The 15,601-nt window shown below is 60.0% G+C and carries 15 protein-coding genes; 8 read left to right on the top strand and 7 right to left on the bottom strand.

Annotation, left to right across the window (positions count from 1 at the left end):
* Window position 1 precedes the first annotated feature (1 nt).
* The 7 genes from BLU46_RS19005 (at window position 2) to pqqE (ending at window position 6,610) form a co-directional block, all read left to right on the top strand.
* Window positions 2–796 carry a carbon-nitrogen hydrolase family protein gene (locus BLU46_RS19005; RefSeq protein WP_093204395.1) on the top strand — a complete coding sequence of 265 codons (795 nt, stop codon included), beginning with the start codon at window positions 2–4 and terminating at the stop codon, window positions 794–796.
* Window positions 797–846: 50 nt separating this feature from the next.
* On the top strand, window positions 847–3,219 hold the full coding sequence (gene pqqF, locus BLU46_RS19000) for a pyrroloquinoline quinone biosynthesis protein PqqF (RefSeq protein WP_093204390.1): 2,373 nt from the start codon (window positions 847–849) through the stop codon (window positions 3,217–3,219).
* Between the two features lie 159 nt (window positions 3,220–3,378).
* The gene (gene pqqA, locus BLU46_RS18995; RefSeq protein ID WP_003194766.1) at window positions 3,379–3,453 is read left to right on the top strand and encodes a pyrroloquinoline quinone precursor peptide PqqA; all 75 of its coding nucleotides are present in this window, start codon (window positions 3,379–3,381) and stop codon (window positions 3,451–3,453) included.
* Window positions 3,454–3,530: 77 nt separating this feature from the next.
* On the top strand, window positions 3,531–4,442 hold the full coding sequence (gene pqqB, locus BLU46_RS18990) for a pyrroloquinoline quinone biosynthesis protein PqqB (RefSeq protein WP_093204386.1): 912 nt from the start codon (window positions 3,531–3,533) through the stop codon (window positions 4,440–4,442).
* A gap of 11 nt (window positions 4,443–4,453) precedes the next feature.
* On the top strand, window positions 4,454–5,206 hold the full coding sequence (gene pqqC / locus BLU46_RS18985) for a pyrroloquinoline-quinone synthase PqqC (protein ID WP_093204382.1): 753 nt from the start codon (window positions 4,454–4,456) through the stop codon (window positions 5,204–5,206).
* Complete coding sequence (gene pqqD, locus BLU46_RS18980) at window positions 5,203–5,478, top strand: pyrroloquinoline quinone biosynthesis peptide chaperone PqqD (protein WP_003211043.1); 276 nt, start codon at window positions 5,203–5,205, stop codon at window positions 5,476–5,478. The genes pqqC and pqqD overlap by 4 nt, the downstream gene beginning before the upstream one ends.
* A complete protein-coding gene (pqqE, locus tag BLU46_RS18975; protein WP_172834599.1) occupies window positions 5,471–6,610 on the top strand; it encodes a pyrroloquinoline quinone biosynthesis protein PqqE in 1,140 nt (379 codons plus the stop codon). Before pqqD ends, pqqE begins: the two co-directional genes overlap by 8 nt.
* Before the next feature lie 7 nt (window positions 6,611–6,617).
* Here the strand turns inward: pqqE and BLU46_RS18970 are convergent, their stop codons facing one another.
* The 4 genes from BLU46_RS18970 to BLU46_RS18955 form a co-directional block, all read right to left on the bottom strand.
* Window positions 6,618–6,776, bottom strand: a complete 159-nt coding sequence (locus BLU46_RS18970; protein ID WP_003211049.1) for a YqaE/Pmp3 family membrane protein — start codon at window positions 6,774–6,776, stop codon at window positions 6,618–6,620.
* A gap of 96 nt (window positions 6,777–6,872) precedes the next feature.
* Window positions 6,873–7,193: a helix-turn-helix domain-containing protein gene (locus tag BLU46_RS18965; RefSeq protein ID WP_063026725.1), complete on the bottom strand. Its 321-nt coding sequence runs from the start codon at window positions 7,191–7,193 to the stop codon at window positions 6,873–6,875.
* Window positions 7,177–7,542, bottom strand: a complete 366-nt coding sequence (locus BLU46_RS18960; protein ID WP_093204378.1) for a type II toxin-antitoxin system RelE/ParE family toxin — start codon at window positions 7,540–7,542, stop codon at window positions 7,177–7,179. The genes BLU46_RS18965 and BLU46_RS18960 overlap by 17 nt, the downstream gene beginning before the upstream one ends.
* Window positions 7,543–7,776: 234 nt before the next feature.
* A complete protein-coding gene (locus BLU46_RS18955; RefSeq protein WP_093204373.1) occupies window positions 7,777–9,057 on the bottom strand; it encodes an aspartate aminotransferase family protein in 1,281 nt (426 codons plus the stop codon).
* 209 nt (window positions 9,058–9,266) lie between these two features.
* Here BLU46_RS18955 and BLU46_RS18950 point away from each other — a divergent pair, with 209 nt between their 5' ends.
* Window positions 9,267–10,157 (top strand): LysR family transcriptional regulator, encoded by an 891-nt coding sequence (locus tag BLU46_RS18950; protein ID WP_063026719.1) that lies wholly within the window; start codon window positions 9,267–9,269, stop codon window positions 10,155–10,157.
* Between the two features lie 226 nt (window positions 10,158–10,383).
* Here BLU46_RS18950 and BLU46_RS18945 read toward each other — a convergent pair whose 3' ends face one another.
* The 3 genes from BLU46_RS18945 to BLU46_RS18935 form a co-directional block, all read right to left on the bottom strand.
* A complete protein-coding gene (locus BLU46_RS18945; protein ID WP_063026717.1) occupies window positions 10,384–12,162 on the bottom strand; it encodes an acyl-CoA dehydrogenase C-terminal domain-containing protein in 1,779 nt (592 codons plus the stop codon).
* A 122-nt stretch (window positions 12,163–12,284) separates the two neighbouring features.
* Window positions 12,285–14,069, bottom strand: coding sequence for an acyl-CoA dehydrogenase C-terminal domain-containing protein (locus tag BLU46_RS18940; RefSeq protein ID WP_093204368.1), 1,785 nt, complete (start codon window positions 14,067–14,069; stop codon window positions 12,285–12,287).
* A gap of 90 nt (window positions 14,070–14,159) precedes the next feature.
* Window positions 14,160–15,449 carry a GGDEF domain-containing protein gene (locus tag BLU46_RS18935; RefSeq protein WP_063026713.1) on the bottom strand — a complete coding sequence of 430 codons (1,290 nt, stop codon included), beginning with the start codon at window positions 15,447–15,449 and terminating at the stop codon, window positions 14,160–14,162.
* Window positions 15,450–15,601: the final 152 nt, after the last annotated feature.

Below are 15,601 nucleotides of genomic sequence, written 5' to 3'. Positions count from 1 at the left end.
CATGCGTGTCGCCCTGTATCAATGCCCGCCTTTGCCGCTGGACGTGGCCGGCAATCTCAAGCGCCTGCATCAGTTGGCGCAAGAGGCCACCGACGCTGACCTGCTGGTACTGCCGGAGATGTTTCTCACCGGCTATAACATCGGCGTGGAAGCGGTCGGCGCCTTGGCTGAAACCCAGGACGGCCCCGCTGCCCAATCCATCGCCGCACTGGCGAAAAACTCGGGCGTGGCGATCCTCTATGGCTATCCGGAACGCGGTACAGACGGGCAGATCTACAACGCCGTGCAGTTGATCGACGCCAACGGCCAGCGCCTGTGCAACTACCGCAAGACGCACCTGTTTGGCGATCTCGACAACTCGATGTTCAGCGCCGGCGACGATGATTTCCCGCTGGTGGAATTGAACGGGTGGAAGCTGGGTTTCCTGATTTGCTATGACCTGGAGTTTCCGGAGAACACACGTCGCCTGGCGCTGGCCGGGGCGGAGTTGATCCTGGTACCGACGGCCAATATGGTGCCCTTCGATTTCGTCGCCGATGTGACCGTGCGGGCACGGGCGTTTGAAAACCAGTGTTATGTGGCCTACGCCAATTACTGCGGGCAGGAAGGCGAGATCCAGTATTGCGGGCAAAGCAGCATCGCCGCGCCGGATGGCCAGCGGATTGCCCAGGCGGGTCTCGATGAGGCGTTGATTGTCGGCACTCTGGATCGGCAGTTGATGATCGACTCACGCGCGGCCAATCGCTACCTGCTAGACCGTCGCCCCGAGCTTTATGGTGCGTTGCACAAGCACTGATCCGGCAGGTTTGCGCTAGCATAGGCACTTCCTACGTTTCGGAAGTGCCCATGCCTGCGCCGGCCCACCCTCATTACCTTCAATTGACCCTGGCCAACGGCCTGCGGGTTTCCTTGCGTCATGCGCCGCGTTTGAAGCGTTGCGCGGCGGCCTTGCGCATTGCGGCGGGCAGTCACGATGTGCCCTTGGCCTGGCCGGGACTGGCGCATTTTCTTGAGCATTTGCTGTTCCTGGGCACCGAGCGTTTTCCTGCAAATGAAGGGCTGATGGCCTACGTGCAGCGTCAGGGCGGGCAGGTCAATGCCAGCACTCGCGAACGCACTACCGACTTTTTCTTTGAGGTGCCTGTTTCGGCATTTGAAGCAGCGTTGGAGCGCTTGGGGGATATGCTCGGCCGTCCGCGCCTGGCCATCGAAGACCAACTGCGCGAGCGTGAAGTGCTACACGCGGAGTTTATCGCCTGGTCACAAGATGCTGCGGCGCAACAGCAACAGGCGTTGCTGGAGGGTGTTGCGGCGGATCATCCGTTGCGGGCGTTTCATGCGGGCAATCGGGATAGCTTGCCGGTAGAGCGTGAGGATTTTCAGCAGGCGTTGCGGGATTTTTATGAAGGTTTCTATCAGACCGGGCAGATGACCTTGAGTCTTGCGGGCCCTCAGTCGCTGGCGGAGTTAGAGGTATTGGCGCAACAGTTTGGCGCTGCATTGAAGACTGCACCGCTGCTGCCACAGAAGCCTGCGCCGGCGTTGCTGGCCGGCAATCAACGTACTTATCGACACACCAATGAGCATCACTGGCATCAGGTCGTGGTGAGCGAGGCATCCCCAGATGCGTTGGACTTCCTCTGTCTGTGGCTGAACGCTTCGGCGCCAGGCGGATTGCTCGCCGAGTTGCAGACGCAACAGCTGGTCAGTGCCATTAACGCAACTGTCCTGTATCAGTTCGCCGGCCAGGCTGTATTGGATATCAAGTTCACTCTGGACACTCATGGTGCCCCGCAGACGACGCTGATCGAAGAGCTGCTGCAAGACTGGCTAAGCTTTTTCGCACACAGCGACTGGACCCTGCTGCGGGAAGAGTACGCGCTGCTGCTCGCTCGCAAACTAGAGGTCAGCGGTGCCTTGGCTTTGGTCCGACAGAATCACGAGCCCGTCCTCTCAGCACATGGCGCCGCGTCCCTTAAAGTCCTGTTGGACTCGCTGCAATTGCCACCGTCCCGGCACGCCTGGCAACTGCCGCCCCCCAACCCGTTCCTGCGCCCGACCGCCAGGGAAGAGCGCCCGGGACTGATTCGCGGCCAGACCAGCGCCCATCGCGGCCTGCGCACGTTCGCCCAGGATCGCTCCCGTGGCCGAAAGGACCTTTCGGCGTTGACCTTCAGCCAGGCACTGCCAGGCGACACGGATGAAGGCGCCCTGTACCTGCGCTGGCATCTGGATTCGCCGCTGGATGAAGAGCTTTTCCCACGGTTGCGTGAGAACGCCAGCCAGGCTGGCGTCCAGCTGTCGTTGGAGACAATTGGCGGTTTCTGGCAGTTGAAGATGGTCGGGCTGCACGAACCCATGCCCGCGATATTAGAGGAAGTGGCACGCGGTCTGACCCAGCTGAATGAAACGACCGTGACGCACCCCGCCGCTGCACAGACCATGGCGATTCGGCAGTTGCTCAAGGCATTGCCCGGCTATTGCGCCGGCATCCCATCTGCAGAACAGACGGCTGGCCAAGATCGGTGGTCGACCGCCCGCTGGCAAGGGCTTGCCGTCAGACTGCCAGCCGCCTGCGAGATGGCGATAAAAAGCGCAGCGGGGAAACTGCCGGGGCAACCGGAAGCGGCTATCAGCAAGCTTCCATCAATCAGCGGCCAGCAGGTGTGGCATGAAGTGAGCACCGATTCCAGCGACAGCGCGCTGCTGCTGTTCTGTCCTACACCGACCCAGTCCCTGGCCGACGAGGCATGCTGGCGTTTACTCGCGCATCTGGTGCAAGCGCCGTTCTACCAGCAACTGCGTGTTGAGCTTCAATTGGGCTACGCGGTGTTCAGCGGCATCCGACAGTACAACGGGCAAACCGGCCTGCTGTTTGGGGTGCAATCCCCAAGCGCGTCTCTTGCGCAAATACTTGATCACCTGCAGGCGTTCCTGAAGCAACTGCCCGCGCTGATCAACGCCAGCGAACTGCCGGACGATCTGGCCCGGCAATTTTCCCTCGACGCCCTGCCCACTTCCCAAGCCGCTGAATTGCTCTGGCACGCGCACTTGGCAGGCCACCCGTCGGATTACATCCAGCAGCTGCAAGATTTCATCCAGACCCGCTCCCGCGAGGATTTAATGAAAGCGGCACAGCAACTCAATGCTGCTGCAGGCGGATGGCGTTGTGTGGCTAATGGCGCTTGTGCCGCCGGCTCCTGGCAACGATCTGGCTGATCATTGCCGCTTCGGTAAAAAGCTTTTTCCCACAGGACAGCGCTATCTTCACAAGAAGTACGTAACATTCACATGCACACCTCTGAACATCTCCGCTTGGAGGTGGACTATATGTATTACTTGGTAGTAAACGTCCCATCCATCCGTAGGAGTAAGAACATGACCTGGTCCAAACCTGCTTACACTGATCTGCGTATCGGCTTTGAAGTCACCATGTACTTTGCCAGCCGCTGATTGGCTTTGTATCGCAATGCAACGCCTCGGCTCGCCCGGGGCGTTTTTATTTTTGAGTTATCTGTAGTGGAGCGGCCATGTTTGTCCAGATTCTAGGTTCCGCCGCGGGCGGTGGTTTCCCGCAATGGAACTGCAACTGCGTGAACTGCGCAGGTTTTCGCGACGGTAGCTTGCGGGCCGAAGCGCGTACCCAGTCGTCCATCGCGATTTCCGATGACGGCGTGAACTGGGTGCTGTGCAACGCCTCACCCGACATCCGTGCCCAGCTTCAAGGGTTCGCCCCGATGCAACCCGGCCGCGCCCTGCGGGACACCGGCATCAGCGCGATCATCCTGATGGACAGCCAGATCGACCACACCACCGGCCTGCTCAGCCTGCGCGAAGGCTGCCCGCACCAGGTGTGGTGCACCGACATGGTCCATGAGGACCTGAGCACCGGCTTCCCGCTGTTCACCATGCTGACCCACTGGAACGGCGGCCTGGCGTGGAACCGCGTCGAGCTGGATGCCAGCTTCACCATTCCCGCCTGCCCCAACCTGCGTTTCACACCGCTGCCCCTGCGCAGCGCGGCGCCGCCCTACTCGCCTCACCGATTCGACCCACACCCGGGCGACAACATCGGCCTGATCGTCGAAGACCTGCGCACCGGCGGCAAACTGTTCTATGCGCCGGGCCTGGGCAAGGTCGACGGACCGTTGCTGGAGATCATGGCCGGCAGCGATTGCCTGCTGGTGGACGGCACGATGTGGGATGACGACGAAATGCAGCGCCGTGGCGTTGGCACCCGCACCGGTCGCGAGATGGGCCACCTGGCGCAAAACGGCCCCGGCGGCATGCTGGAGGTGCTGGAGCAGTTGCCCAAGCAGCGCAAGGTGCTTATCCACATCAACAACACCAACCCGATCTTGGACGAGGACTCGCCCGAGCGAGCCGAGCTGCTGCGACGCAATGTGGAAGTGGCGTACGACGGCATGAGCATTGAATTGTAGGAGCGAGCCAAATGACTGACACACCGCTGACCACTGCCGAGTTTGAACAGGCCCTGCGGGCCAAGGGCGCCTTCTACCATATCCATCACCCGTATCATGTGGCGATGTATGAAGGCCGCGCCACCCGCGAGCAGATCCAGGGCTGGGTCGCCAACCGCTTTTATTATCAGGTGAACATTCCCCTCAAGGACGCCGCGATCCTGGCCAACTGTCCGGACCGGGAGGTTCGTCGTGAGTGGATCCAGCGCCTGCTGGATCACGACGGCGCCCCCGGCGAAGACGGCGGCATTGAAGCCTGGCTGCGCCTGGGCCAGGCCGTCGGCCTGGACCCGGATCAACTGCGCTCCCAGGAATTGGTACTGCCCGGCGTACGATTTGCGGTAGACGCCTACGTCAACTTCGCCCGTCGCGCCAGCTGGCAGGAAGCTGCCAGCAGTTCCCTGACCGAATTGTTCGCCCCGCAGATCCACCAGTCGCGCCTCGACAGCTGGCCCCAGCATTACCCGTGGATCGACCCGGCCGGCTACGAGTATTTCCGTACCCGCCTGGGCCAGGCTCGCCGGGATGTGGAGCACGGCTTGGCGATTACCTTGCAGCACTACACCACCCGCGAAGGCCAGGAGCGCATGCTGGAAATTCTCCAGTTCAAACTGGACATTCTTTGGAGCATGCTCGATGCCATGAGCATGGCTTACGAACTGAAACGCCCGCCGTATCACAGCGTGACTGATCAGCGTGTGTGGCATAAGGGGATCACCCTATGAGCTTCGATCGCAGCAAAAAACCAACCTGGCGCCAGGGCTATCGCTTCCAGTACGAACCGGCGCAGAAAGGCCACGTGCTGCTGTACCCGGAGGGCATGATCAAGCTCAACGACAGCGCCGCGTTGATCGGTGGTTTGATCGATGGCGAACGCGATGTAAGCGCGATCATTGCCGAGCTGGACAAGCAATTCCCTGGCGTGCCCGAGCTCGGTGAAGACATCGAGCAATTCATGGAGGTTGCCCGTGCTCAGCACTGGATCGAACTTGCCTGACCTGCCACCGAAACCGGAGATCGGCCTGCCACTCTGGTTGCTGGCCGAGCTGACCTATCGCTGCCCGCTGCAATGCCCGTACTGCTCCAATCCGCTGGATTTCGCCGAGCAGGGCAAGGAGCTGAGCACCGAACAGTGGATCAAGGTGTTTCGCGAAGCCCGGGAAATGGGCGCTGCGCAACTGGGGTTTTCCGGCGGCGAACCGCTGGTGCGCCAGGACCTCGCCGAACTGATCGCCGAGGCGCGCAAGTTGGGTTTCTACACCAACCTGATCACCTCAGGCATCGGCCTTACCGAGCAGAAAATCAGCGACTTCAAGAAGGCGGGCCTGGACCATATCCAGATCAGCTTCCAGGCCAGCGACGAGCAAGTGAACAACCTGCTGGCCGGCTCGAAAAAAGCCTTCGCGCAAAAACTCGAAATGGCCCGGGCAGTGAAAGCCCACGGCTACCCGATGGTGCTGAACTTCGTCACCCATCGGCACAATATCGACAAGATCGACCGCATCATCGAGCTGTGCATTGCCTTGGAAGCGGACTTTGTCGAGCTTGCCACCTGCCAGTTCTACGGCTGGGCCCAGCTCAATCGGGTCGGCCTGTTGCCGACCCAGGAACAGCTGGTGCGCGCCGAACGCATCACCAACGAATACCGCGCCAAGCTCGAAGCCGAAGGCCACCCGTGCAAGCTGATATTTGTCACGCCGGATTACTACGAGGAACGCCCGAAAGCCTGCATGAATGGCTGGGGCAGCATCTTTCTGACGGTAACGCCGGACGGTACTGCCCTGCCGTGCCACGGAGCCCGACAAATGCCGGTGCAATTTCCCAACGTGCGCGACCACAGCATGCAACACATCTGGTACGACTCGTTCGGCTTCAACCGCTTTCGCGGCTACGACTGGATGCCCGAGCCGTGCCGTTCATGCGACGAGAAGGAAAAGGACTTCGGCGGCTGCCGCTGCCAGGCGTTCATGCTGACCGGGGATGCCAGCAATGCCGACCCGGTGTGCAGCAAATCGGAGCACCACGGGCTGATCCTTCAGGCCCGTGAAGAAGCGGAGCACGCCACCCAGACCATCGAGCAACTGGCCTTTCGCAACGAGCGAAACTCACGGCTTATCGCGAAAGGCTGAGGTCATTTTAGCGTTTGGCGATGATGTACACCGCGTGCACGATACCCGGGATATAACCGCACAAGGTCAGCAGAATATTCAGCCAGAACGCGCCAGCGAAACCCACTTGCAGGAACACACCCAGTGGCGGCAGCAGAATGGCGATGATGATGCGAATGATATCCATGGGGTCAGCTCCAGAAAATCGGCTCGTGTGAGCCGTACAAGCTAATCGACCTTGGCCGTTGGTAAGGGTTCAGTGGGATCTGGCACGGGGCCATCCTCAGGCCAGGATTTCCAAACCATGCTTCTGCACGATGCTCAACAGCTTGAGCGCCATGCCGCTGGGCCGCTTCTCACCAGACTCCCATTGCTTCACCGTGGAGGCGCTGGTGTTCAAGTAACGGGCAAATACAGGTTGGCTGACGTGACTGCGCTCGCGTAGTTGTTTGATTTGCTCGGCCGGGATTTGCGCCGGAATATCCGCAAGGCATGCCTCGTCGAACTCACGAAGGGTGGTTTTGTTAATAGCGCCAATTGCATAAAGCGCTTCGGCGGATTGATGAATGGACTCAAACGCCTCACTTTTATATTTCTTGGTCATGATGTATCTCCACAAACTCCCTGAGATCCAGCATCTGCTGAATCTGTGCTTCGCTGAAACCTTCATAGGTCTTAGCCAGCGACCGAAACCAAACCAGCTCGCTTTGAGTGATATTGCTTTGGTTCTGCTTGGCGTATAGCAATTGATATACCCAGTAATGCCTGCCCTTGGCCAAGACAATTGAACGATGTCGGTTCTGATTCAGACGTTTCTTCCAAACACCACCGCCCAAATTGTCGGCTTGGCCGCCAAGCATCTCGCTGAATGCTTCCCTCAATTCCGAATCACATATCCAAGCCTTGCTGGCTGCGTTGGCAAAATTCCGCGTTTTGAACAGCCTGAGCCTCATAGGCATCCCTTCCCAAAAACATACCACTCAGTGGTATAGATTAGAAATAGGGCATAAAAAACTTCACGCCCTATCGGCAGTCCTTGCCGACGCCCACTAAAGGGCCATTTTTCCCAATGATGCTCAAGCACCCTTTTCAATCCAAAAATTACGCAGACAAAAAAACGCCCCCAGCCAAAAGAATCAGGCTGGAGGCGCCGCGTATACCGCGAGACGGTTCAGGAAATAAGGGGGTTAAACGGCAATGCCCTTGCGGCATTGCAACTGTGCGGTGCGCACCCGGGAGAACGCTCGCGCCAGGCGCAGGAGCATTTCGTCGACGTTGCTTTTGCTCAATGTGAGCGCCGGAGTGAAGCGCAGACAGTCAGGTTGCGGCGCGCTCAGGATCAGTCCTTCGCTCAGCGCGGCCTTTACCACTGCATCTGCCGAATCTTCCGACAGGGTCAGTCCCCACAGCAGGCCTTGGCCACGCAGTTCGCCCTGGCCATAACGATGAGCCAGGCGGGCAAGCCCTTCGCTCAGATAAGCGCCAACCTCGCAAACGTGCTCCAGAAATCCGTGGCTCAGTACAGTATCGAGCACCGCTATACCAGCGGAAGCCATCAGCGCGTTGCCATGGTGGGTGCCTTCCAGCTCACCGATTTCAAAACAACACGCCTTGCCCCGCGCGAGCAACGCCGCCAGTGGCACACCACCACCCAAGCCCTTGCCCAGGCAGATGATGTCGGCACGTACGCCGTAGTGCTGTTCGGCGAGCAACGTGCCGCAACGGCCAGTGCCGGTTTGCACTTCGTCGAGGATCAACAGGATGCCCAGCTCGCGGCACAGGCGTTCGACACCCTTGAGATAGTGCTCGGTCGCAGGGATGACACCCGCATCGTTCTGGATCGGTTCCAGCATGATTGCCACGGTCTGTGCGTCGACGGCTGCATGTAATGCGGGCAGGTCGTTGAAAGGCACATGACTGAATCCCGGCAGTTGCGGCTCAAAACGGTTTTCACTGGCAGCGGCCGATGCCGACATCGCCGCAAAGCTGCGGCCATGGCAACCGTTGCTCGCGGTGATGATGCGATAGGCGCCGCCACGGTGCAGCTGGCCCCATTTGCGCGCCAGCTTGATGGCCGCTTCACAGGCTTCGGCGCCACTGTTGAGCAGGTAGACCTGGTCGCTGCCGGTGCGTTGGCACAGGCGATCGGCGAGGTTCAGTTGAACGCGGTTGTAAAGGCCGTTGCCGGGGTTGATCAGCGATTGGGCCTGATCGGCAAGCGCCTTGGTCACTACCTGTGGGCTGTGACCCAGGCTGTTGGCGCCGCCGCCCTGGCTGAAGTCGAGATAGGTGCGGTCTTCGCTGTCCCATAGCCAGGAACCCTGACCGCGTACAAACACCTGAGGCGGACGCGTCACGCCGGGCATCAGGCAGTCGCTGGAAAGGTCGTCTCGCAGTGTCGGAGTTTTCGCATCGAGGATCAGATCATCAAGGCTGGGGACCGGGCGACGCAGGTTGAACAAGTTCATGGATAAATCCCGCTGGCAATCGCACCTTGGTCGGTATTACCGATCAGCTCATGGCTGAGGTTTTTTGCCCTGCCTATGCAAACACCGTCAACATAAACACTACTCATCGCACGTTCCGGCCCTGTAAGCCCTGTGAATAGGCGCTAGACTAGGCGCCTCGGGGGCACTCGGCCATTTCGATTTTCCAGCATTTTCGATAAGTGTTACTTATGGATTTCAAGCAACTGCGTTATTTCGTCGCGGTGTATGAAGAAGGCCACGTGGGCCGGGCTGCAGAGCGCCTGTCGATCTCCCAGCCGGCCTTGTCGCAACAGATCCGCCAGCTCGAACAGAACCTCGACGTGAGCCTGTTCGAACGCAGCAGCAAGCGCCTGCTGCCAACCCTCGCCGCCCACACGTTGTACAACCACGCCCTGCCCTTGCTCGATGGCATGCAGCAGGCCGTGGAAGCCTTACGTAACTTCAAGGGACAGGCATTGCGCACCTTGGCGATCGGCGTGCTGCAAACCGTGCACACCAGCCTGGTACCACAGATGCTGGAACGGGTGCGCAAGGCCCAGCCGCACTTGGTGGTACAGATCTACGAACTGACCGGCATGGAGATCGAGCGCCGGCTGCTCAACGGTTCGCTCGACATCGGCATCAGCTACCTGCCGCCGCGCCAGCCGGGGTTGCACGGTGTGCTGCTGTATGAAGATGAACTCAAGGTGGTCATCCCGTCTGACCACCCGCTGCGGGAATTCAAGAAAGTCTCCTTGAAGCAAGCCGCCGAGCTACCGATGTTGCTGCTGGGGGAAGAGTTTCAGGTACGGCAGATCTGGCAAGGGCAACTGGCCAACCTGGGCCGTCGTCCGCAAGTGCAGGCAGAGCTGAATACGATGGTGGGGATTCTCGACAGCCTGCCCTACACCAAGCTGGCGACAGTACTGCCCGGACGCTCCCAGGACGAACACAACAGCAAGGCGCTGCTGTGGAAACCCCTGAGCGAACCAAGGGTGCCGCTGAAAGTAGGATTGGTGTGCCGGGATGTGCAGCGTCAGCAGGCGACGCTGGAGTTGTTGCGCACGCTGTTGGAAGACGTGATGAACGCGCCTGTCTGACTTTTTCGCAGGCAAAAGAAAACCCCGCCGAAGCGGGGCTTTGCAGACTGTTTCCCTGACATCCATTTCACTCCGCCTTCCTGGCAGAATCCTACGTGTCCGTGTTGTTGCTTTGCGCTTCCTGCGCGACGTCCATGTGAAGTAGATTATCCGTGGATCCAATGTGGCGATAGAGGACGAATAGCAGCACGTCATGTAAGAGAATGCTTACACGCCCTCCAAGCCCTTAGAACAGTGCTTCATCCAGCAAAAACAGCGATTCGCTACCGGCTTTTACCGAGGCGCTGAGGGACGCGATTCTCGGCAGCAAGCGGGCAAAGTAGAAGCGCGCAGTCCCCAGTTTGCTAGCGTAGAAATCTTCCTGAGCCTCTTTGCCCAAGGCCGCCTTGGCCATCAGGGCCCACATGTAGGCATAGGCCATGTAGCCAAACGCATGCAGGTATTCCACCGACGCCGCACCGATTTCATTCGGGTTGGACTTGGCGCGATCCAGCAGCCAGGCAGTCAGTTCGTCCAGATCATCCACCGCCGCGTTAAGCGGTTTGGTGAACTCGGCCAGTTCGGCGCCAGCAGTAGCGGTGAAATGGCGGATCTCGTCGGCGAACAACTTATAGAACGCCCCGCCGCTGCCGACGATCTTGCGTCCCACCAGGTCCAGGGCCTGAATGCCGTTGGTACCTTCGTAGATCTGGGTGATGCGCACATCACGCACCAGTTGCTCCTGGCCCCATTCGCGAATGTAGCCGTGGCCGCCGAAAATCTGCTGGCCGTGCACCGTGGTTTCCAGGCCCAGGTCAGTCAGGAATGCCTTGGCAACCGGGGTCAACAGGGCAACCAGGTCGTCCGCACGTTTACGGGTGGTGGCGTCTTCGCTGAACTTGGCGGTGTCCAGCTGCATTGCCACGTAGGTGGAGAATGCGCGCCCACCTTCGTTCGAGGCTTTCATGGTCAGCAGCATGCGCCGCACGTCCGGGTGGACGATGATCGGGTCGGCAACCTTGTCCTTGGCTTTCGGACCGGTTGGCGAACGGCTTTGCAGGCGGTCGCGGGCGTATTCGATAGCGTTCTGATAAGAGCGCTCACCAGAGGCCAGGCCCTGAATACCGACGCCCAGGCGCTCGTAATTCATCATGGTGAACATCGCCGCCAGGCCACGGTTCGGCTCGCCCACCAGGTAACCCACGGCCTCGTCGAAGTTCATCACGCAGGTCGCGGAAGCCTGGATGCCCATCTTGTGTTCGATGGAGCCACAGGTCACCGGGTTGCGCGCGCCCAGGCTGCCGTCGGCATTGACCATGAACTTGGGCACCAGGAACAGCGAGATGCCCTTGGGACCCGCCGGTGCGTCCGGGAGCTTGGCCAGCACCAGGTGGATGATGTTTTCGGTGAGGTCGTGCTCGCCACCGGTGATGAAGATCTTGGTACCACTGACCTTGTAGGAACCGTCTGCCTGAGGCTCGGCCTTGGTCCGAATAATCCCCAGGTCGGTGCCCGCATGAGGCTCGGTCAGACACATGGAACCGGCCCACACGCCCGAGTACATATTCGGCAGGTAGGTGGCTTTGAGTTCTTCACTGGCGTGGGTGTTGATCGACACGCAGGCGCCGGACGTCAGCATCGGGTACAGGCCGAAGGCCAGGCCCGAGGAGTTGATCATCTCTTCAACCTGGGCCGACACCGCCTTGGGCATGCCCATGCCGCCGTAGGTCGGGTCACCGCCCACACCCACCCAACCGCCTTCGGCGTAGGTTTTGTAGGCGTCCTTGAAGCCGGCCGGGGTGAAGACTGCGCCATTCTCCCAGCGGCAGCCTTCTTCGTCGCCGCCACGGCTAAGCGGGGCGACGGTCTTGGAGGTGACTTTGCCGGCTTCTTCGAGGATTGCCTCTACGGTCTCGGCGTCGACGGTCTCCGCCAACGCTGGCAGTTGGGCCCAGAGTTTGGCCACCTCGAAAACTTCGTTGAGGACGAAGCGCATATCGCGCAGCGGCGCTTTGTAGTCAGCCATGGCAAACCTCGTGAGAACTTTAACGTTATTCGGGTGGGATCAGTTTTACAGACCCAGAGTGTAACCGAACAACTTTTGTGACACATAGGGTCTGATCATGACCAACAAGTATTTTACGGTCACTAAAGCGCAAACAGCTCAGCGGGCAGACTCATCAGGCATTCGCTACCCGCCTCCACTGCCGCCCGATGGGCTGCCGTGCGCGGTAGCAGGCGCTTGAAGTAGAACTCGCAGGTGGCCAGCTTGCCCCGGGCGTAATCGGCATCACCCTTGCCGCTTTCCAACTGCTCTTGTGCCACCAGCGCCATCCGCAGCCACAGATAGGCGAGGATGATGTAGCCGCTGTACATCAAGTAATCCAAGGCTGCAGCACCGACTTCATCCGGGTTTTTCATGGCTGCCATGCCAACCTTGACGGTCAGCTCGCCCCATTGCTGATTCAACTCGTTGAGCTGCCCCACGTGAGCCTTGAATTGCGGATGTTCGGCATTGGCCGCGCAGAACTTATGGACGATCTTTGTAAAACCTCGCAGCAGCTTGCCCTGGCTGCCGAGCACCTTGCGCCCGAGCAAATCCAGCGCCTGGATGCCATTGGTCCCTTCATAGATCGGCGCAATCCGGCAATCCCGCACCAACTGCTCCATGCCCCACTCACGAATAAAGCCATGGCCGCCGAACACTTGCATGCCGTGGTTCGTCACCTCCAGCCCGGTTTCGGTCATGAAGGCTTTGCAGATCGGCGTAAGGAAGGCCAACAGGTCTTCAGCTTCCTGGCGCTGACTTTCGTCGCCGCTCAAGTGCGCGATATCGAGCAACTGCGCGGAGAAGTAGGTCAACGCCCGGTTGCCCTCGTTGAAGGCTTTCATGGTCAGCAACATGCGCCGCACATCCGGGTGGACGATGATCGGGTCGGCGGCTTTTTCCGGAGCCTTGGCACCGGTCAGCGAGCGCATCTGCAAGCGGTCGTTGGCGTACTTGATCGCACCCTGGAAGCTCGCTTCGCCCAAACAAAGGCCCTGCATGCCGGTGCCCAGGCGCGCATGGTTCATCATGGTGAACATGCAGTTCAGGCCCTTGTTCGCTTCACCGATCAGGAAGCCCCGGGCGCCATCGAAGTTCAGCACACAGGTGGCCGAAGCCTTGATGCCCATCTTGTGTTCGATCGAGCCGCAAGCCATCGCATTGCGCTCACCCGAGTCGGCGTGAAACTTAGGCACGATAAACAGCGAAATGCCCTTGGTCCCGGCCGGCGCGTCCGGCAGCTTGGCCAGCACCAGGTGGATGATGTTTTCACTCATGTCGTGCTCGCCGGCCGAGATGAAAATCTTGCTGCCGGTGATCGCGTAGCTACCATCTGCCTGAGGCACCGCGCGGGTCTTGATCAGCCCCAGGTCGGTGCCGCAATGGGCTTCGGTCAGGCACATGGTGCCGGTCCACTGGCCGGCGGTGAGTTTGCTCAGGTAGGTGTTTTTCTGTTCTTCAGTGCCATGGGCACGGATCGCCGACATCGCACCGTGGGTCAGGCCCGGGTACATGCCCCAGGACGTGTTGCTGGAGGAGATCATCTCCGCGAGCACCAGCCCGAGGGACATTGGCAAGCCCTGCCCGCCGTAGGCCGGGTCTGCCGCCAAACCGTGCCAGCCGCCTTCCACGTACTGCGCGAAGGCCTCCTTGAAGCCCTTCGGCGTGGTCACCACACCGTTGTCGAACTGGCAGCCTTCTTCATCGCCGGAGCGGTTCAACGGCGAGAGGACGTTTTCACAGAACTTGGCGCCTTCTTCGAGGATCGCGCCGACCATGTCCGGGCTGGCATCGGTCGCACCCAACGCCGCGTAGTGGCCGTGGAAATCAAAGACGTGATCGATCAGAAAGCGCATGTCGCGCAGGGGAGCTTTATAGTCAGGCATGGCGATGTCTCCGGCAGCAGATGCCTTCAACCTACTGCCCAACGGCCCACCGGACAATCACTGTAGGGCCGCTGAATACACCGCCATCACTCAACCGGCAGCGCTGTCCATTCGTACCGCGCCCCGGCGGGTCTGCCCCGAAGCAACCACGCAGTTACGCCCCGCGCCCTTGGCGTTGTACAGCGCCTGGTCGGCGGATTTGAGCACTTCTTCAGGGCTGCGCTGCTCGGCCTGGCGCTCGGCGACGCCGATGCTGACCGTCACCGACACGCTGGACGCGCCACTGCCTGCACGACGTTGCCGGCCTTGCTGGTCGTCGTTGGGACGATCGGGGTTACGCAACTTGATGTCGTAGTTGGCGATGATTTCGCGGATCTCTTCCAGGTGCGGCAGGCATTCATCCAGGGTCTTGCCGGCGAACACCACGGCAAACTCTTCACCGCCATACCGATAAGCCCGCCCTCCACCGTTGACCTTGGACAGCTTGCTGGCCACCAGGCGCAGTACCTGATCGCCCACATCGTGCCCATGGGTGTCGTTGAAGCGCTTGAAGTGATCGACGTCGCCCATGGCCAGCACGTAGTTGCGCCCCAGCCGCTGCATGCGTTCGTTGAGTGCGCGACGGCCCGGCAGCCCGGTCAGCTCGTCACGGAAGGCCATTTGATAAGCCTCGTGGGCCACACCGGCGGCAATCATCAGCATCACCTGGCTGCACATGATGTTCAGGGTGAACGGCAGGATGAAGGTCTGCGGCAACATCCAGAACAACCCCAGCAAGCCCACCAGTTGCGCGGCGTGCAGCGGTCTTGGCTGGTACCAGTACTGCGCGGCCAGAGTGACAAAACCAATCAGGAACATCGGGTAGGAAAGCTGGATCAGGCTCATCCAGCGGCCATGCAAGGCGGGCCAGCGAATCTCGGCCAACCAGCTCAACACGGCCTGGGGAAAACTTTGCTCAAGGGCCAGCGCCACGCTGCCGATCGCCAACAGCACCGCGCACCGTGCGATGAAGTCGCGAAACAGGTGGGTTTTTTCCTGCCAGAGCGCGTAGATGCTGAACAGCAGCGGCAACAACAGGCAGCACAGATGGAAAACCACCGCCGCGTCGTCCCGAACTCGGCCATGGTCGCGGTAATAATCGGTCTGGGTGTCCAGCAGGAAGTAGACCACGTACACCGTGATCATCAGGAACAGCTCGCGCTGGCGGCGGTAGACCGCGCAGTACGAACCGCCCAGCAGCAACACGAGGGTCGGCAGCACATTGAACAGTGAGGTGAAGAACACATTGAGGTCCTTCACATACGCAGCCGAGAGCCCCGCCATCAGCAACAGCAGTGAAGGTAAAAAATGACTGAAACGTAAAGCAGACACGCGTGGCAAGGGTAAAGCTCCGACCCACTAAAAAGATGGCACAGTGCCTTCACTGATCACAGTTAAGCACATTCGATGTGATGCGTATCACATTGCCATCACTTTAACGGCCGAGCGGCGCAATCCCTGAGTGCTGCGCTGTGGTTTTTTATTGACTGGCG

The organism is Pseudomonas yamanorum (assembly GCF_900105735.1).
Taxonomy (GTDB): domain Bacteria; phylum Pseudomonadota; class Gammaproteobacteria; order Pseudomonadales; family Pseudomonadaceae; genus Aquipseudomonas; species Aquipseudomonas yamanorum.
This window is presented reverse-complemented; position numbering and strand designations above follow the sequence as displayed.